This is a genomic window from Halobellus captivus, from assembly GCF_007655485.1.
In the GTDB taxonomy this organism is placed as follows: Archaea; Halobacteriota; Halobacteria; order Halobacteriales; family Haloferacaceae; genus Haloquadratum; species Haloquadratum captivum.
In genome coordinates this window covers 89,091-105,371 of the sequence record NZ_VJXQ01000006.1, presented here as the reverse complement: position 1 = coordinate 105,371, position 16,281 = coordinate 89,091, and the positions used below count along the sequence as shown (strand labels likewise).

Here is a 16,281-nt window from a genome sequence, read left to right as displayed (position 1 = left end):
ATGGAATGGTGGTCAGACAGCAGTGTTACGGTTCGTTCGCGACAATTGTCAGATTTCCACTGGATCCACCCGAGTAGGAGCCGGTTGTATCGACCTCGACATCAACCGCTACGGCGGCGTCGCCAGTAGAAAGTGTCTGTGTCCCGGCAGAGTCGATTCCACCGAGATAGAAGGTCACTTCAGCATCATCCAACTCGACGGAAACTGTCCCTGATCCCGTATCGGGATCATTGCTCGTTCCGGTAGTCGAAAGACTAACCTCTGCATCCGAGCCATCAGCGGCGTTATTTGCGATCTCGAACACGCCACTGAGCGTTGTAATTGCGTTCTCGTTGAAACCCGCTTGCCCGGGCGCACCAAGATCAATCGTCAGTGTTCCACTACCACTGTCGTCGTTAACGTACTGACTGGTTCCGGTAATAGTCAAGAACGCGCTTGCGTCACCGGACGTCTCAACACTCACCGAGCGCTCCGCACTCACTGTCGTAAACGCGCCCGTGCTCACGAGTGCGCCGCCGCCGCCGACCAATGCGCCCAGTCCGATCAGGATGTTTCGTCTGCTGATTGCCATAGTAGTATGCTCCTAACACGGGGATGGTCCGTGTCGTTACCAGTATAGGAACACCCTACCCACTTTGTATTCGGGTGCTTGAAGCGAGTTCAATTGGAGCATTAGAATCGAAAGCCGGGCTTGTAGGCGCTGAATTCACCATTAATCGGTCGTTTAATCGATGTTGTCGCCGACTGAGGCGAAATCGGAATCCGTTCACACGGTGCTCAATCGACAGAACGCCGGTACGTTCAAGTCGGAAAGCGCACTACCATCGACAACGGCTCACAGTCCGATCATTCGAGCGAGACTCGACGACGCGTCGGACGCGTTGAGACCGATTCCGCATCTCCGTCACCAAGATGGCAGACATCCTCCTCGTCGAAGATATTCCGATGCAGACGACGCTGCTCCGTCGGTACCTCCGGGACCACCACTCGGTCGTCGGAACCGCGGAGACCGCAGACGAGGCCGTCGAAATCGCTGACGAATACTCGCCGGACGTCGTGGTGATGGACCTCAGTCTGAAGCGCGGCGACGGGATCAGCGCGACCGCCGAAATCACTGCCGCGAACCCGTCGACCGCGGTCATCGTGAGCACGGTCGCGGTCGGCGACGACGCCCGAACGCAGGCGACGGACGCGGGTGCCGACGAGTATCTCATCAAGCCCTACTCGAAAGCGGAGTTACTCGCGGCGATCGATCGGGTGTTGACGACGACGTAGCATCGCGAGCGAGGGGTGAGAGCGCGAATCCGGCCCAGTCGAACGGCAAGCGCATTAAGCGTTAAATCGATCGCTGTTCTACGTCGCCCGTGAAGCTCTCGACGGCCGTGGCGAACGGAGCGGTCATTCTACTCGTGCTCGCCGTCGCCGCGATGTTGTTCGGGCAGGCGGCGGGACAGCCCGTCCTCCTCGGCTACGTCGAGACCGGGAGTATGGCCCCCACGATGGAGCCCGGCGACGGGTTCGTGGCAATCCCCTCGGCGCTCACCGGACCGCCGGAACAGGGCGACGTGGTCGTGTTCGTCGCCGAGGAGTTGCAGGGCGGCGGGCTCACGACGCACCGCGTCGTCGGCGAGACAGCGGATGGGTATATCACCCGCGGTGACGCGAATCCGTTCACCGATCAGGAGGGCGCGGAGCCGCCGGTCACCGAAGGACAGATCGTCTCCGAGGCGATGCAGTTCAACGGGCAGGTGGTCGTCATTCCCGGGTTGGGAACGACGGTCACCGGATTCCAAGGGATCCTCCAGAGCGCGTGGAGCGCGGTCGGAATCGGGGCAGTCCTCGGCGGTGGTGGGTCTGCTCAATCGCTCGTCGTGGTCGGGCTCGGGATCATCGCGATCGGCTTCGTCGTCGACGCCGTCGGCGGGAACCGGCCGGAGAGCCGACGGAGTCGGCGGCGCTCGAACTACATCAAGACCTCCACGTTCTTGATCGTCCTCTCGTTGGTCGTCCTCGCACCGGCGACGGCGAGTATGATGATCCCGTCGGGGACGACGTCGTTCGACATCGTCAGCTCCGAGTCGCCGAACGAGAACCCGCTCGTCATCGGCGTGGGCGAGGACGCCACCGTCGAGTACCGCGTCGCCAACGACGGCATCATCCCGGTGTTGACGGTGATCGAACCGCGGAGTCCCAGCCTCACAGTCTCGCAGTCGACGTTCCTCATACCCGGACGTTCCGAAGCGACGACGACGCTGCAGATACGGGCACCCGATACGACCGGGGCGTACACGCGCAGCATCTCCGAGTGGCGGTACCTCCCTATTCTCCCGCGATCGATCATCCTGGCCCTTCACGCCGTTCACCCGATCGTCGCGGTGTTCGTCATCGATCTGGTGCTGCTGGTCACCGCCGTCACGAGCGGTCTAATCGCCGTCGGGTTCGGCCCTATCAGGATGCGCTCGACGGGTCGAAATATCACGGTGATCGAGCAGCTCAAGCGGCGGTTGTTCTGATTCCCTCCAACGGCGGTGTTCTGACGAAGAGCGCGAGCCTATCGTAGGGGATCGGATATGTTCGACGATCGAACGCCGCCGGTTTCGACGTATTCGACAACTGTCGTAGCGGGTTCTTCGACCGTCGCCGATGTGTCCCTCGTTTCCGTGTTTGTCCCCGTACACTCGAAGGAGAGTTCCGCACTGAGGTCGCGGTCGGTGACAGTCGCGTCGCCGACATGCGCTTCGACGATGGTGACGGTCAGGGTCGCTGTTCCCGCGTCCCCATCCGAAGCCGCACATGTGGCGAACAGGAGGTGTTGTCCGCCTCGGGGCACCGTGATCTCGTCGCTCGCGGTGCGAAGTTCGATCGCATCGCTGTCGACACGTGCCTCGTACGTTACGTTGGCGGCCGCGTCGCCCCGGTTGACGAGTGCCGCTACGACCGTTTCGGAGCGGTTCGCTGCGGTTTCAGCGTCTCGGCGGGTCGACGAGGTCGCCGTCGACGACGCCGAAGATGACGACGCGGGCGACGAGGCGAGAGAGATCGACGAGGCGGTGGAAGGCGATACGCCACGCGTGATCTCGTTCCCCGTTCCGACGAGCGTGATCGGACCCTGTGAGCGATCTGGGGTCTGAAAGGGGCTCGAACCGTCGCCGAGCATCGTCCCGAATCCGGTCGGGACCGCGGTGAACGTGATCCCCGCGGCGATGACCAACAGGCCGAGATACCAGAGCGAGCGGTTCATAGCGGTGAGCCGTGGACGTCAGCAAGACCGGTTCGGACCGCCTTGTACCTTCGGGACGGGTGGGGACTCGGGTCGTCGCACTAGATGTCGAGCCACTCGTCGGCCTGCACGTCCGCTAAGGCGTAATAGTAGATCTCGGTGCTGTCGATCACCGCGTAGGCGTCGATCTGCGGGTCGTGGATGACGCGTCGGTTCGTATCGATCGCGACGTCGACGAGGTCTTCCAGCGTGAGAATCGAGATGTACTGCTTCTGGGAATCGGTCGGGAACTGCCCGCGCGAGATCCACTCGGCGTGCTGATCGTGGACGATCTGGGTCCGGAGTTCCTCGGTATCGACCCGATCGTCGATTCGGACAGTCGCCGCGGCGAGGCCGAACAGGAGGAGACCAATGACCGCGAGTCCGCCGTATTCGGCCGGGCTCGGTGGTTGGGTGATCTGTCGCTCGACCGGCGTCGACTCGGTCTCCGTGGCTTCGAGGGTTCCGTCGAGGTAGTACGACTGGTCGCTGACGACGAACGGGGCACTCGCGCTGAGCGATCCCTCGTACGCCTCGCTGCGGTAGGCGACGTCTAACAGGAGACGGAGCCGGAACTGCCCCGTATCTTGCACCTCCTCCTGAACAACTGCCAGCTCTTGGCGGACCGCGGAGACGTTGACCGTCTCGGTGGCGCTCACCCGTCCGTCAGAAGCGGTCTGCTCGGTTTCGATGAGCGTGCGCGTAGACCGGTAGAACGGCTGTCCGTTCCGCGTACCGAGCGTCTCGAGTTGCAGTTGCGTATCCACCGCGACGGGCTCGTCGTCGGGGACGCTAGTGTTGGCCTGCAAGGTCAGCGAGGGGGACGCAGAGAGGAAATACACCGATCGGTTCTCCAGTCGCTCACCCTGTTCGTAGAGGGCTGTCGGACGGGTCACGAGAGCGCTCGGGTGTACTTCGGCGTCGAACGTCTGCCTGTCCGTCTGTTCGACGACCGTCTGTGTCGTCGGTGTGCTGAAGACGTACCCGGCGGCGAGGAGGCACAGCACGCCGCAGAGGAGAAGGGCGGCGACGACCGCCCGGTTGTTCTCGCTGATGAACAGTTTGACCCGGTGCTCAAACGCCATATGGAAGGCCCCCGACAGCGACGGCACACCGATAGACGACAGTCATCACGTCGCGTATGGTAGTAACGGTAACAAAACTTTTGTCCTCACCGAACTTACACGTGTTAATTACGGATTTCGAGATGCCTAACGATTTCTCAGATCGCGGAGGAAGCGCTCCCACGACGTCGTTCGAGGAGTGGCTCGACCAACACGCCGCGAATCAGGGCATCTCACGGGAGGAGCTCTTCGAGCGGCTCGTGTCGTCGTATTGGACGTTAAACGAGCTGATGCAACTACTCGACGAGTCGGGGAACGGTCCTCCACCGGTCGGAGAGTCCCCCGTCGATGGTGACCGAAATGACGTCGGTAGTGGTCGGGGACCGAGCGTTGATCGATCGAGTACCGACCGGCCGAGCCCTCCCTCACGCGAGGGACAGGAGGGGGATCGTCAACACTCCTCAGAGATCGACGAGGGCCGGAGCGACCAGCTCGAAACGCTCCGCGACCGGGTCGACGAGTTGCAGGCGGACATCGAGGCGGAAGCCGAGCGCGGTCAGTCCTTAGACGGCGTGAAAGAGGCGATCGCGGGTCGATTGACCGAGATCGAAGCGGAACTCGACGAGATCGGCAACGAGGTCGACGCGACGCGGCAGTCGCTGTCCGGGCAGTACGATTCGCTCACACAACGCGTCGACTCGCTCGAATCGGAGTTCGACCACAAGCACGAGGCGCTCGCGTCTGAACAGGACGATCTGGCGACAGAGCAGAAACAGACCAGGGCGTGGATGGACGACGAATTCGGCAATCTCGAGACGATTCTCACGTACCTCGTCACGCAGACGGACGACTTGGAATCGGACCTTTCGAGCGCGGAATCGCGCTACGAAGAGGCGCTCTCGGACCTTCAGTGGGAGCGCGACACCCTCCAGTCGATCAAACGCGACGCGGCGGCACTGGGCGTCCACGAGGCCGAGTGTGAGTCCTGTTCGTCCGACATCGACCTCGACTTGCTGTCCCGGCCGTACTGCCCGAACTGTGAGAACTCCCTGTCGGGCGTCGAAAAGCGGGAGAAGTGGCTGTTCCTGTCTGACGCCGTCGTCACCACCGACACGGAGACTTCCGGACGGGACGCGGCGGTGGGATCACCACGTGGAGGCGAAGCGCAGGTATCGAAGCCGCAACAGTCGCCGCGAGAAGCGCCTTCACAGCGTCAGCCGGAGCGCACGCAATCGAGCGCACCGACTGATAGACGCGACACTGAACGAGATATTCCCGTGGCTGAAAGCGATTCGCACGGCAGTGAACGTAACACCCGCGGACAGCACCCGTCGAGCGCCGAGCACGAAACCGACGGGCTATCGCGGAGATCTGCGGGCGATCGAGACGACGACTCGTCGGAATCTACGACCCCGTTCGAGTTCGGTTCGGCAGAGTTCGAAGACGGCGAGACGAACGAATCGTCGTCGAGCGCGAACGAACCGGACTCGAACACGGATACGTCGTCGAGTGCGACTTCACCCTTCGGCGATCTCGATGATCTCGAACAGAAGGAAGGACGCTAACCGAGCGCTATCGAACCGTTCTCGTCGAACTGAATCACCGTATCGAACAGCGAGCTGAACGTTCGGACGGCCTGGTCGTCGTGCCGCTCCGGGTCGAAGTGGTAGTGAGCGCGCACGTCAGCGGACTGGACGCGTCCGCGGAGCACGTGCAGAAACCGGAACACCCGCTGGTGGTCCTCGTTCAGTTCGAGCAGATCCGACAGCGAGTGAACGCACATCGTGATCGGATCCGACAGGTCCTCCCACTCGGTGAGGACCTTACTGATCACGATCCCGAGCCGTCGAAGGTCCTGTGCGTTCGAGACGGTGTGAATGTCGACTGGCCCGTCGTACTCCTCGTAACTCGATTCGCGGTTGTACGTGCGCACGTCGACGACGACGGTGTCGTTGACGGGGCTTTCGAGGTAGTTTTCGAGGACCGAGAGCCGCTGACTTGGGGTGTCCGAAATCGTGACCACCAAGAGGTTCACGGGGTCGTCAACTCGCGGTTCCATCAGCCGCGAACAAAAGTTCTGCTCGGCGGGGCAGTCGCCGGGACCGCTGAGCAGGATGTTCGATGCGCCGCCGGTCAGTTCGAGAAGCGCCTCGGTTTTCGGATCGACCGCGGAGTCGCCTTCGCCGGACTCCTCGCGAGCCACGAAATCCCACCGGCCCAGGTCGCGATCGTCGAGATCCGCCGTCGGTTCCGCGTCGCCACGGCGCTGTTCGATCGAGTTGACGAGTTCGGACAGCGACCGCCAGTCGCCAGAAGCATCAGATAACTGGTTAGTGTCGTCCAACTGATCGGCCAGTTCACCGAGTGACGAGGACGAAGCGTCGTCTGTGGATGACGAGTCCTCCTCGTCGTGTGTCATACACTGTACTGACAGAGTCGAATAATAAATCTTGATACGATCGCCTCCATTCGAGTCCGCGGGAGGGAGTAAACTTATCACTTCGACGAACTAACGATGTGGCGATCACCCGTCAGTATGAGCGCGAATCCCCACGTCCTCGTCGTCGACGACGAGCCGGACCTCGCGGAGTTGTACGCGTCGTGGTTGCGGGACGAGTACACCGTCGAAACGGCCCACGACGGTCCCAGCGCGCTCGAACAGTTCGACGAGACGGTCGACGTCGTCCTCCTGGACCGGCGGATGCCGGGCGTCTCCGGCGACGAGGTCCTAGAGCAGATTCGAAATCGGGGGACGGACTGCAGCGTGGCGATGATCACCGCGGTCGACCCCGACTTCGACATCCTCGAACTGGGGTTCGACGCCTACCTCACGAAGCCCGTCGGCGAGACGGCGCTCAAAGACGTCATCGATCGGTTGCTCCGTCGATCCGACTACACGGATACGCTCCAAACGTTCTTCTCGAAGCTCTCGAAGCGGGAGGCGCTGATGGCCGAAAAGCCACAGTTCCAACTCGACGCCGATGAGCGGTATCAGCGGCTCGAAGCCGAAATCGAGACGCTGCGACAGCAGTCGGAATCCCACCTGGCCGAACTCGACGGTGAGGATTTCGAGGCGCTCTTCTACCGACTCGACTCCTGAAGCGGTCGGTTGTGACTGTTGCCGGTGACCACCTCCCCAGCGACCCCGATCGGCGGTAAGAGACGGCGGTCGACTGGATAGAGAGCGGACGATCCCGCAATGAGTCCCCGGGAATCACTCGCGAGACGTACACAGTGTGGTGTTCCGTCATCCTTAAGTCCGGCGTGGGGCTCTGTTTCGAGTGCAAGACGGCGTCCGGTCGTCAGCGCGCCAGTGGTCCAGTGGTAGGACAGTGGCTTCCCAAGCCACTAGCCCGGGTTCAATTCCCGGCTGGCGCATTCCGCGAGGAACGGACGTAACGCTTTTTCCGAGCGGAGCGAGGAAACACCTTTGTCAGTGACGTCGCAATCGACGCACTGTCCCTCGAATGTTCCCCGGACTCTCCCGATGGTTCGACGCGAAGCCCTTCGAACAGCAGATTATCATTCTCGCAGTGGTGCTCGATCCGATCGGTTTCCTCTCCGGGTACCTCCTGGGCCCGTCGTTCGGCGTCGACCCGCTGATCGGTGGCGTCTACGGCCTCGTCGCCGCCAGTCTGCCGATGTCGCTGCTCGTAATGCGAAACGCACGGTAGCGTAACAGGTTGCGAGCGAGCGCTCCGGCTTCACTCCGCGGGTGGCGTTCGGTCGCGCTCGAACTCGTCGAACGCGTCGAGGTCGTCGGGGAGATCGTAGTCGATCCGCCGTTCGGCCTGCCGGTTCGTGAGTTTGTCGTCGATCGGATCGGCGACATCTTCCCAGCCGGGCTTGACCTTCACGCTCTTCGCCGGGATGCCCGCTGCGATGTGGTGATCGGGGACGTCGCCCTGTACGACCGATCGCGCGCCGACGACGGCGTTCTCGCCGATCCGGCACCCGGCGCGGACCATCGCGTCGTAGGTGACGCGGGCGTCGTCGCCGACGGTCGTGTGGAAGTTTTCAACGTCGGTCTGATCGACGACGTCGTGGTCGTGGCTGTAGAGGTGCACGTTGTCGGAGATCGACGCCCGGTCGCCGATCGTGAGCCTGCCGCGGTCGTCGAGGTGAAGGTCGTCGTGGATCACGACATTGTCGCCGACGGAGATGTTGTGCCCGTAGGTGAACGTGATCCCCTTGAAAAACCGGCAGTTGTCCCCGCAGGAGTCGAACAGGTGCGTCGCGAGCATCGCGCGGAATCGGAGCGCGAACGCGACGTTGTCGGCCATCGGCGTGGCGTCGAACTGTCGCCAAAGCCACTGGAGATACTTCGAGCGGGGAAAGCGCTCCTCGTCCTTCTCTGCGTAGTACTCGGATTCGAGCGTCGCGTTGCAGGGGTCGTACCCCTGGAGCCGCACGCGTTCGGCCGCCGAAACGTCCTCGCCAGCCTGCCAGCGGTCGTACGCCTCGCGGTCCCCGTGGAGGTCGACGAGCGTCTCGGTCACGACGCGGCAGGTGTCCTCCGAGGAGGAGAGTCGGTCGTCGACCTCGTCGATGAACGCCTCGACGTTCGCTTCCGCCTCCGGGGGGAGAGAGACGTTGACTTTTGTCATCGGAGACTGTTTCGGACCCATCGGGCAAATCCGTTCGGTTGTGCGAACCTCTCGGCCGACCGCGGTCATCGATGGAAAAAGCCGCGGTGCGGGCGGTGCGCAGCGTCCGGGATTCGCACGCCTGTCCCTTCGAGTGCGCTTCGGAGAAGTGATAGTACGGATCTCGCTCTCCCTCGATCGTCTCGTTCGAATCAGTCCGTTTCCGACCCGAAACCCATGGAATACAAACTGCTCGCGGGCGGACGCTCCCGGAGCAGATGCCCGCGATGAAATTCAGGCGGCGTCGGCCTCGAACTGCTCGTAGCGCTCGCGGAACCGCGACAGACACGACGGACAGCAGAAGTGATAACGCTCCCCGCCGATACGCTCGCTCCGACCCTCGCTGGTGACGGTGTTGCCGCACTCCGCGCACGACAGCGCGAACTCCGCGCCGCCGACCGCCGGGGACCACTCGACATCGCCGACGATCGTCACCTCGTAATCGTCGACGCGGGAGAGGTCGATGAGTCGGTCGAGGTGTTCGCGAACCGCGTTCGCGCGGAGGCGCGCGTGAAAGACCACGTCGCCCTCCGCGGTGACGAACACGTGCTCGACAGCGTCGGCCGCGACGACGTCGTCACGGACGGTCTCGACGGAGTGTGAGGAGAGTTCGAGCGTCACGAGCACCGGAACGCCCGCCCTGAGCTGCGATCGATCGAGGTCGACGGTGAAACGCCGGATAACGCCCGACTCCCGCAGCCGCTCGATCCGGTCTGAGACGGCCGGAGGCGAGAGATCGACCGCCTCGGCGATGTCGCTGTAGGAGCGCCGTCCGTCTTCGACTAGCAGTTCGAGGATCCGAATGTCGGTCTCGTCGAGCGTGGACATAGCGGCCCTTGGCGCGCGGAGCAGAAGTGCGTTTGCCACGGGGATTCAGGTTCGAAGGTAGAATAGGTGGATATCTGAAGAATTCGAAGTTAGGTGTCGAAGAGTGTCACGTATCGTATATCGAGGATCACTCGTCGGACCCCGAAGAGCTGTCTTCGAGTCGCTCACGACGACGCTCATACCCCTCCTCGGAGAGATCGCCGCGCGCGTACGCGCTCTGCAGTTCGTCGATCGCCGGGTCGGTCCGTTCACCGCCGGTCGCGGCCCGGTGCAGCAGATAGCCGCTGACGACGGGGGCAACGAGACCGCCAACGATCCATGTGGTCGCGTCGGATTGAGTCATTTCGCTCGCCGTTCGAATATACGTGGTTCGCGTTTACCACGATTGTCACTTCGAGAGTGATAGCAGGGACTCGTTGGGAGGAGGGTTTCGAGATTCGGCGCGGGAGCGTGCGTTGCGTATCTTGGTTTTCGCCTCGCGAAACGTATATACCGGGCCGTAACGCTTGAGGGGAGTATGCCGCTTTTCGAGGTGTCCAGCGTGGTTGTCGTCTTCGCGCTGGTGCTCCTCGCACTCGTCGCGTTCATTACGGACGTCGTGCCGAGCGACGTCACGGCAATCGGAATCATCGCCGCGCTGGTCGTCCTCGAACCGTGGACGGGGGTCGACCCGCGTGCGGGCATCTCCGGATTTGCCAACCCCGCTGTCGTCACGATCATCGCGATGTATATGCTGAGCGCGGGCGTCCAAGAGACGGGAATCATCCGTCGCCTCGGTGTCGCACTCGCGGCGCTCGTCGACGGCAGCGAGTTTCGCGCGCTCGTCGCGACCGTCGGGACCACCGGACCGATCGCAGGCGTCGTCAACAACACGCCAGTCGTCGCGGTCTTCATCCCGATGATCACGGATCTCGCCAAGCGGGCGGGCACGAGCCCCTCGAAGCTCCTGCTCCCGCTCTCCTACGCGGCGATTCTCGGCGGGACGCTCACGCTCGTCGGAACGTCGACGAACCTCCTCGCCAGCGACTTCGCCCGACAGCTAATCGACGGTCGCGACGGGATCGGGATGTTCGAGTTCACCGGTCTCGGTCTCGGGATGTTGCTCGTCGGAACCGCGTATCTCCTCACCGTCGGTCGGTGGCTCACGCCCGCACGGATCCCCGTCGACGGGGACCGCGTCTCGGAGTTCGATCTCTCCGATCACCTGGCGTTCGTCCGCGTCCGATCGGAGTCTCCGGCCGTCGGCCGCTCGATCGAGACGTTCGATGCGGACCATCCGGACATTCGCATTCTCCAGCTTCGCCGCGATGGAAACGCCATCGCCGGTCCGCACGCGGATACGCCGATCGAACCGGACGACGTGCTCGTCGTCCACGGGTCGCTACAGGCCGTCAATCGGTTTCGAGAGGAGGCCGACGTGAGCCACCTTCTCAGAGAAACCGTCACCGAGGACACCTTCGAATCGTCGCCGACGGACGGCACGCTGGCCAGAGCGATCGTTCCGGACAACTCCCGATACGCGGGGAAGTCCATTCGCGAGACGGGACTCGGCGAATACCACCGAACGACGGTACTGGCTATCCGGCGCGGGGGAGAACTGATCCGCACGGGGCTCGGAGAACGGACGCTACAGCCCGGCGATTTGCTCTTGCTTCGGACGACTCCGGCGTCCCTCCGGTACTTCGACGACACCGGCGAACTCGTCGTCACCGACGAACGCGCGTTCGACGGGCTCGGCGCGATCGACCACGGGAACGGAGCGAGTGAACCCGATGAACGGCACCAGGTATCACCGAAGGCCCCACTGGCAGTCGGAATCCTCGTCGCGGTCGTCGGGGTCGCGGCGCTCGACCTGCTCCCAATCGTGATCGCCGCCCTCGTCGGCGTCGTCGCGATGGTCCTGACCGGGTGTCTCACCACCTCTGACGCCTACGACGCCGTCGCCTGGAACGTCGTGTTTTTGCTCGCGGGCGTGATCCCGCTCGGGATCGCGCTGAACGAGAGCGGCGGAGCCGCCCTTCTGGCTGACCTGCTCGTCGCGCTCGGCGGCGTCTTACCGCTTCTGGGTACGCTCTTCGTCCTCTATCTGGCGGTCGGCGTCCTCGCGAGCATCATCACCCCCGTCGCGACGGTCGTCCTCACCATTCCGGTCGCCGTCGACGCCGCGGCTCGCCTCGGCGCGAACGAGTTCTCGTTCCTCCTGGCGGCGATGTTCGCCTCGGCGACGTCGTTCGTGACGCCGATCGGCTATCAGACGAACCTGATGGTGTACGGCCCCGGCGGCTACGAGTTCACGGACTTCGTTCGCGTCGGCGGCCCGCTCCAGTTGCTCCTCTCGGTGGTCGGAACCGTCGGTATCGCCGCGATTTGGGGGCTGTAAACGTCGACGCAGAAAACGCGCTACGACTCACTCGGACGGGTCGTCTTCGTCGGCCGCAGTCGGATCCGCTCCATCAGTCGCAACCGAGTCGTCTTCGTCGGTCGCCGCCGCGGCCTCGACCTTCTCCGCGTGGGATTCCAGCGCCGACGCGACCGCCCGGGCCTCCTCGGCCGAGAGCGTCACTTCGTCGGCGTGCGCCGGGACCGATTCGAGCTGTCCGTTGTCCAGTTCCAACTGGAGCTTCACGTGATCGGGGTTCTTTCGTGGAGAGGTTACGTTCAACACCGCGACCGCCTCGTCCTCGAAGTCGTGGCCGCGCGCGGCGGCGTCGACGAGGTCGAGCGTCGTGTAGGCGTTCACTCTGAGCAGTCGGTTGGGCATACGAGAGTTCAGGCGGGCAAACGGGAAGTCGCTACCGCTCCGGCGCGGCGAAGGCGCGGTCGTCGATTCGGCCCTCGTGCCGATCAGTCGTCGGCGGGAATCGGCGGCGCGGCGTCCATCGAGTCGTCCTCGGCGTAGGGGTACCACGTCAGCTTCGTGTTGTGCATCATCGGGTCCTCGTAATCGGTCTCTTCGGGCTCGACGAACGCGTCGAGCTCCTCGTCGTCGTGGCGGTCGACGAACTCGCGGAAGGACTCGCCCTCCTCGCGCTCCTCGGCGAAGCTCTCGATGAGGTTCGCGATCGCGCCGGGAACCTCGTCGACGGGCACGCGCTGGGTGACCCAGCGAGCGAACTGCGGTTCTTCGCCGAGTCCGCCGCCGAGGCCGACGTCGAGCGCCTCGACCGCCTCGCCGTTCTTTCTCGTTTTCATTCCGCGGAGGCTCACGTCGGCGATCTGCGGCTGCGCGCACGACGCGGTGCAGCCCGAGAGGTGGATGTGGAACTCCTCGACGCCGTCGGGAAGGTCGACGTTCTCCTTCAGCCAGCGCGCGAAGCGGACCTGGCGGTTCTTCGTCTCGACGATCGAGAGCGAACAGTACTCCGTCCCGGTACAGGCGATCGAGCCGCGCATGAACGGCGACGGCTCTGGCGAGTAGTGTTCGAGCAGGTCCTCTGCGAGGAAGTCGTCGAGATCGGACTCCGGAATGTCCGTGACGATGACGTTCTGTCGCTGGGAGAGCCGCACCTCGCCGGAGCCGTACTCGTCGGCGAGGTCGGCCAGTTCGTAGACGTCGTCGACGCCCATCCGCCCGACGAGGACGTTCAGGCCGACGAAGTAGTTGCCGTCTTTCTGCTTGTGGACGCCGACGAGGTCGTTGCGCTCGCCCCCGCCGGTGTTGTAGGTGTACTCGTTGCGGACGTCGCGCCCGGCGGTGTGGAGCTCGAAGTCGACGTACTCCTCCTGCAGCGTCTCGCGGACCTTGTCCGCGCCCCACTCGTCGACGAGGAACTTGATCCGGGCGTTGTAGCGGTCCTCGCGGTCGCCGTTGTCGCGGAAGAGCGCGGAGATCCCGCCCGCGACCGCGGAGACGTTGTCTGGGTGGACCCACACGTCGATGTCGCGGGCGAAGCGCGGCTCGTTTCGGGCGAGGCCGCCGCCGACGCGAACGTTGAAGCCGACGACCTCCTCGCCGTCGATCTCCTTGTACGCGGGCTCGAAGGCGAGGTCGTTGATGTCGCCCTGGCCGGATCCGTCCGCCGATCCTGTCACCGAAACCTTCCACTTTCGCGGGAGGTTCGAGTGGTCATCGTCGCCCTTGAACGTCTCGTTGAGTTCGCGGATGACCGGCCACGCGTCGATCACTTCCTTGTCGTCCTTCCCGGCGACGGGGTTGCCGACGATGTTCCGCCAGGAGTCACCACAGGCCTGCTGGGTCGACAGCCCGTTCGCTTCGAGCTTCTCGAAGATGTCCGGAACGTCAGCGAGTTCGATCCAGTGGAGCTGAATCGCTTGCCGGGTGGAGTAGTCGGCGTAGGCGTCGCCGAAGATCGGGTTCGTCCCCGGACCTCTCGCGTACTCGTCGGTGATCTCGCCGATAGCCCGCAGTTGACCGGGTTCGAGCACGCCGTTGGGCGTCCCGATCCGCATCATGAAGTAGCCCTCCTGGCCGTTCCGCTGGTGGTACAGCCCCCACCATTTGAAGCGCTCGAACCACGCGTCCCGCTCGTCGTCGGGGATGGTGTCGAAGCCCTCCTCGGCGAACCTGAACAGGTGCTCTCGTATCTCGTTACCGTAGACCTCCGATTTCCAGTTTTCAACGTCCGTTGGCATCCTTACCAGGTACAGTACCCCCACCTTCAAAGAAGGACGCGTGCCGTCAACCCTTCCCGCTGCTCCCGTTAAGCGGAGTTTTTTTCCGGTTGTTTCCGGGTCGCCTGTGAGAGCACGCCCTCGCGGTCGATATCGACGAATTCGCCGTCCACGACGCGGCCGACGGGAACCCAGCCGGTCGTCGATTTCGTCCCGCAGACGATACACTGTCCGTAGACGCGCACGTGGACGGTTCGGCCGTCGACACCCGTCTCGAGGAAGTTCTCGACGACCATATCCGCGAGGTCGCATTCGCAGAAATCCGGCGCGTCGAGCCGCCAGAGTTCGCTCACGCTCACGCGTCGCGCGTCGTCGACGGAGAGCCACGCACCGTCGTCGAGGATGCGGAGTCGAGTCGTCACACTCGGTCCTACGCGCCGAAGCACCCCAACGCTGACGACGGTCACAAACCGCGACGCTGTCGGCGACGCAGCCGATTCGAGTGATCCCCCCGCAGTCTGTCGATTATTCCCAGAATCCGGCGTCATAGAATCCGGAACGGAGTTCCGGTATCCGGGAGTAGTGGTTCGATTTACTCCGGAAGCGTCCCTTATGCAGGAGGGTCGCATAGGGTGGCTCGATGACAGACCACCGCCGACAGTGTCTCCGTTCACGGACGAGCGAACGGGCTGTCGAGCAGCGGCAGCACGCGCCCGCAGATGCCGCTCCGGAACTCTACGAGGGATCAGACGAGACGCAGCACAGCCAGCAGACCACCCGCAGCCACGCACCGACGGAGCAGCGATGACGCTTACGATGGAACACGAACCCGACGACGACCCGGCCGAACCGACCGACGAAGCGGAGACAGACGAGTACAGCCACCTCGACGACCTCGCCGACGGAGCGGGCTGCACCGAAATCTGGGAACATCTCTCGGACAGCCGCGAGGAGTGAGCGATACTCGTCAACCAAGCGATGTGACCGAGGGAGAGCCTTTTACTCGCGGCCTCGCTACGTGGAATCGAAGATGACCGAGGAGGCCGGTGACCGCGCCGAGCAGCGCACTACTGACGGCGGCAGGCGACGCCCGAACCGGGGCAATCGATTCCCCGCAGACCGCGAAGAACCCGTCGGTGAGCCCGTCGTCCGCGCCGATCCCGCGGTCACGGGCGAGCGAGCGAAGGACGCAGTCGGGTTCGATCCCGACGACCCCGAGAGCGTCGCGGACGCGGCCGAGACGGTCCGCGCGTTCTCGGAGAACACCGTCGGTGCCGCGGACAACGTGTATATGCTTCGCGGCGCGGCCGCGTGCGCGGCGCTCGTCAGGGGCGTCGGCTCCTACAAGGAGGCGGTCGAGCGCGCTGGCGGCGACGTCTCCGTCTCGTTCGTCCGCAAGTGGGCACGCGTGCACGACCTCCCGCAGGCGATCCGGCGGCACGTCGCGCGCGGAGACATCGCGCCGACCGCGGCAAAGCACATCGCGCGCGTCTCTGGTGTCGACCGGTTCGACCTCGCGTGGGCCGTCGTCGACGCCGACCTCACGGTTCGGCAGGTCCGCCGGATCGCCAGCGAGGTCGACGGCGAGACCAGCGCGGCCGAGGCCCTCAGAGCCCGCGGGATCGAACTGGGCCGGATCGAACTGTCGCTCCCGCTCGACACGTATCGGGAACTCCGGCGGCGCGCATCGATCGAGAACCGCGACCCCGGCGAGTTGGCGTCCGAAGCCCTCGAACAGTATTTCGCCGCGGAGTCGATCGCGCGCGAGTGACCCGTTCGCTCCTGCGACGTTGATGTGCCGACTGCGGCGGGAACCCGAGAGTAAACGCTTATCACTGCCGACCAGTTAGCTCTCGGTGCGGGCCGGTAGCTCAGTCCGGCAGAGCGTCTGGCTTTTAACCAGACGGTCGGG

At 63.9% G+C, this 16,281-nt stretch carries 19 protein-coding genes and 2 tRNA genes (1 of these 21 cut by a window edge); 11 read left to right on the top strand and 10 right to left on the bottom strand.

Annotation, left to right across the window (positions count from 1 at the left end):
- Positions 1 to 25: 25 nt before the first annotated feature.
- Positions 26 to 571 carry a hypothetical protein gene (locus FJT57_RS14150; protein ID WP_144906337.1) on the bottom strand — a complete coding sequence of 182 codons (546 nt, stop codon included), beginning with the start codon at positions 569 to 571 and terminating at the stop codon, positions 26 to 28.
- 341 nt (positions 572 to 912) lie between these two features.
- Between FJT57_RS14150 and FJT57_RS14145 the strand changes: the two genes are divergently transcribed.
- A complete protein-coding gene (locus FJT57_RS14145; protein ID WP_144906335.1) occupies positions 913 to 1,275 on the top strand; it encodes a response regulator in 363 nt (120 codons plus the stop codon).
- A gap of 89 nt (positions 1,276 to 1,364) precedes the next feature.
- A complete protein-coding gene (locus FJT57_RS14140) occupies positions 1,365 to 2,513 on the top strand; it encodes a S26 family signal peptidase (RefSeq protein ID WP_238994007.1) in 1,149 nt (382 codons plus the stop codon).
- A 38-nt stretch (positions 2,514 to 2,551) separates the two neighbouring features.
- Here the strand turns inward: FJT57_RS14140 and FJT57_RS14135 are convergent, their stop codons facing one another.
- Positions 2,552 to 3,241, bottom strand: a complete 690-nt coding sequence (locus FJT57_RS14135; RefSeq protein ID WP_144906333.1) for a hypothetical protein — start codon at positions 3,239 to 3,241, stop codon at positions 2,552 to 2,554.
- 80 nt (positions 3,242 to 3,321) lie between these two features.
- Positions 3,322 to 4,344: a DUF5305 domain-containing protein gene (locus FJT57_RS14130; RefSeq protein ID WP_144906331.1), complete on the bottom strand. Its 1,023-nt coding sequence runs from the start codon at positions 4,342 to 4,344 to the stop codon at positions 3,322 to 3,324.
- Positions 4,345 to 4,466: 122 nt separating this feature from the next.
- Between FJT57_RS14130 and FJT57_RS14125 the strand changes: the two genes are divergently transcribed.
- A complete protein-coding gene (locus tag FJT57_RS14125) occupies positions 4,467 to 5,888 on the top strand; it encodes a hypothetical protein (RefSeq protein ID WP_144906329.1) in 1,422 nt (473 codons plus the stop codon).
- On the opposite strand, the gene FJT57_RS14120 is transcribed toward FJT57_RS14125, so the two are convergent.
- Entirely contained in the window at positions 5,885 to 6,742 is an 858-nt protein-coding gene (locus FJT57_RS14120; RefSeq protein ID WP_144906327.1) for a DUF7504 family protein, read from the bottom strand. The genes FJT57_RS14125 and FJT57_RS14120 overlap by 4 nt on opposite strands.
- A 117-nt stretch (positions 6,743 to 6,859) precedes the next feature.
- On the opposite strand from FJT57_RS14120, the gene FJT57_RS14115 reads away from it, so the two are divergent.
- The 3 genes from FJT57_RS14115 (at position 6,860) to FJT57_RS14105 (ending at position 7,997) form a co-directional block, all read left to right on the top strand.
- Positions 6,860 to 7,423 carry a response regulator gene (locus tag FJT57_RS14115; protein WP_144906325.1) on the top strand — a complete coding sequence of 188 codons (564 nt, stop codon included), beginning with the start codon at positions 6,860 to 6,862 and terminating at the stop codon, positions 7,421 to 7,423.
- 207 nt (positions 7,424 to 7,630) lie between these two features.
- A tRNA-Gly gene (locus FJT57_RS14110) sits at positions 7,631 to 7,701 on the top strand.
- Between the two features lie 89 nt (positions 7,702 to 7,790).
- Positions 7,791 to 7,997 (top strand): hypothetical protein, encoded by a 207-nt coding sequence (locus FJT57_RS14105; RefSeq protein WP_144906324.1) that lies wholly within the window; start codon positions 7,791 to 7,793, stop codon positions 7,995 to 7,997.
- Positions 7,998 to 8,027: 30 nt separating this feature from the next.
- Here FJT57_RS14105 and FJT57_RS14100 read toward each other — a convergent pair whose 3' ends face one another.
- The 3 genes from FJT57_RS14100 to FJT57_RS14090 form a co-directional block, all read right to left on the bottom strand.
- On the bottom strand, positions 8,028 to 8,930 hold the full coding sequence (locus FJT57_RS14100; RefSeq protein ID WP_144906322.1) for an acyltransferase: 903 nt from the start codon (positions 8,928 to 8,930) through the stop codon (positions 8,028 to 8,030).
- A 273-nt stretch (positions 8,931 to 9,203) separates the two neighbouring features.
- Positions 9,204 to 9,797 carry a winged helix-turn-helix transcriptional regulator gene (locus FJT57_RS14095; RefSeq protein ID WP_144906319.1) on the bottom strand — a complete coding sequence of 198 codons (594 nt, stop codon included), beginning with the start codon at positions 9,795 to 9,797 and terminating at the stop codon, positions 9,204 to 9,206.
- A 127-nt stretch (positions 9,798 to 9,924) separates the two neighbouring features.
- Entirely contained in the window at positions 9,925 to 10,140 is a 216-nt protein-coding gene (locus FJT57_RS14090) for an SHOCT domain-containing protein (protein ID WP_144906317.1), read from the bottom strand.
- A 174-nt stretch (positions 10,141 to 10,314) separates the two neighbouring features.
- Here FJT57_RS14090 and FJT57_RS14085 point away from each other — a divergent pair, with 174 nt between their 5' ends.
- Positions 10,315 to 12,177, top strand: a complete 1,863-nt coding sequence (locus FJT57_RS14085; RefSeq protein ID WP_144906315.1) for an SLC13 family permease — start codon at positions 10,315 to 10,317, stop codon at positions 12,175 to 12,177.
- A 27-nt stretch (positions 12,178 to 12,204) separates the two neighbouring features.
- On the opposite strand, the gene FJT57_RS14080 is transcribed toward FJT57_RS14085, so the two are convergent.
- From FJT57_RS14080 to FJT57_RS14070, 3 genes are all read right to left on the bottom strand, one after another.
- Positions 12,205 to 12,558: a DUF6360 family protein gene (locus tag FJT57_RS14080; RefSeq protein WP_144906313.1), complete on the bottom strand. Its 354-nt coding sequence runs from the start codon at positions 12,556 to 12,558 to the stop codon at positions 12,205 to 12,207.
- Positions 12,559 to 12,641: 83 nt separating this feature from the next.
- Positions 12,642 to 14,390 (bottom strand): nitrite/sulfite reductase, encoded by a 1,749-nt coding sequence (locus tag FJT57_RS14075; protein WP_144906311.1) that lies wholly within the window; start codon positions 14,388 to 14,390, stop codon positions 12,642 to 12,644.
- 68 nt (positions 14,391 to 14,458) lie between these two features.
- A complete protein-coding gene (locus tag FJT57_RS14070) occupies positions 14,459 to 14,791 on the bottom strand; it encodes a hypothetical protein (RefSeq protein WP_144906309.1) in 333 nt (110 codons plus the stop codon).
- Positions 14,792 to 15,009: 218 nt separating this feature from the next.
- On the opposite strand from FJT57_RS14070, the gene FJT57_RS16460 reads away from it, so the two are divergent.
- The 4 genes from FJT57_RS16460 to FJT57_RS14060 all read left to right on the top strand — a co-directional run.
- Positions 15,010 to 15,177: a hypothetical protein gene (locus tag FJT57_RS16460; RefSeq protein ID WP_162524368.1), complete on the top strand. Its 168-nt coding sequence runs from the start codon at positions 15,010 to 15,012 to the stop codon at positions 15,175 to 15,177.
- 8 nt (positions 15,178 to 15,185) lie between these two features.
- The gene (locus FJT57_RS16455) at positions 15,186 to 15,326 is read left to right on the top strand and encodes a hypothetical protein (protein ID WP_162524366.1); all 141 of its coding nucleotides are present in this window, start codon (positions 15,186 to 15,188) and stop codon (positions 15,324 to 15,326) included.
- A 73-nt stretch (positions 15,327 to 15,399) separates the two neighbouring features.
- The gene (locus tag FJT57_RS14065; protein ID WP_144906307.1) at positions 15,400 to 16,140 is read left to right on the top strand and encodes a DUF7119 family protein; all 741 of its coding nucleotides are present in this window, start codon (positions 15,400 to 15,402) and stop codon (positions 16,138 to 16,140) included.
- Between the two features lie 89 nt (positions 16,141 to 16,229).
- Positions 16,230 to 16,281, top strand: a tRNA-Lys gene (locus FJT57_RS14060) (it continues 26 nt past the right edge of the window).

Excerpts from the sequence above, each read along its gene's own strand:
- FJT57_RS14150 (WP_144906337.1), bottom strand. The coding sequence starts at position 571 with ATGGCAATCAGCAGACGAAACATCCTGATCGGACTGGGCGCATTGGTC.
- FJT57_RS14145 (WP_144906335.1), top strand. The coding sequence starts at position 913 with ATGGCAGACATCCTCCTCGTCGAAGATATTCCGATGCAGACGACGCTG.
- FJT57_RS14135 (WP_144906333.1), bottom strand. The coding sequence starts at position 3,241 with ATGAACCGCTCGCTCTGGTATCTCGGCCTGTTGGTCATCGCCGCGGGG.
- FJT57_RS14130 (WP_144906331.1), bottom strand. The coding sequence starts at position 4,344 with ATGGCGTTTGAGCACCGGGTCAAACTGTTCATCAGCGAGAACAACCGG.
- FJT57_RS14125 (WP_144906329.1), top strand. The coding sequence starts at position 4,467 with ATGCCTAACGATTTCTCAGATCGCGGAGGAAGCGCTCCCACGACGTCG.
- FJT57_RS14120 (WP_144906327.1), bottom strand. The coding sequence starts at position 6,742 with ATGACACACGACGAGGAGGACTCGTCATCCACAGACGACGCTTCGTCC.
- FJT57_RS14115 (WP_144906325.1), top strand. The coding sequence starts at position 6,860 with ATGAGCGCGAATCCCCACGTCCTCGTCGTCGACGACGAGCCGGACCTC.
- FJT57_RS14105 (WP_144906324.1), top strand. The coding sequence starts at position 7,791 with ATGTTCCCCGGACTCTCCCGATGGTTCGACGCGAAGCCCTTCGAACAG.
- FJT57_RS14100 (WP_144906322.1), bottom strand. The coding sequence starts at position 8,930 with ATGACAAAAGTCAACGTCTCTCTCCCCCCGGAGGCGGAAGCGAACGTC.
- FJT57_RS14095 (WP_144906319.1), bottom strand. The coding sequence starts at position 9,797 with ATGTCCACGCTCGACGAGACCGACATTCGGATCCTCGAACTGCTAGTC.
- FJT57_RS14090 (WP_144906317.1), bottom strand. The coding sequence starts at position 10,140 with ATGACTCAATCCGACGCGACCACATGGATCGTTGGCGGTCTCGTTGCC.
- FJT57_RS14085 (WP_144906315.1), top strand. The coding sequence starts at position 10,315 with ATGCCGCTTTTCGAGGTGTCCAGCGTGGTTGTCGTCTTCGCGCTGGTG.
- FJT57_RS14080 (WP_144906313.1), bottom strand. The coding sequence starts at position 12,558 with ATGCCCAACCGACTGCTCAGAGTGAACGCCTACACGACGCTCGACCTC.
- FJT57_RS14075 (WP_144906311.1), bottom strand. The coding sequence starts at position 14,390 with ATGCCAACGGACGTTGAAAACTGGAAATCGGAGGTCTACGGTAACGAG.
- FJT57_RS16460 (WP_162524368.1), top strand. The coding sequence starts at position 15,010 with ATGACAGACCACCGCCGACAGTGTCTCCGTTCACGGACGAGCGAACGG.
- FJT57_RS16455 (WP_162524366.1), top strand. The coding sequence starts at position 15,186 with ATGGAACACGAACCCGACGACGACCCGGCCGAACCGACCGACGAAGCG.
- FJT57_RS14065 (WP_144906307.1), top strand. The coding sequence starts at position 15,400 with ATGACCGAGGAGGCCGGTGACCGCGCCGAGCAGCGCACTACTGACGGC.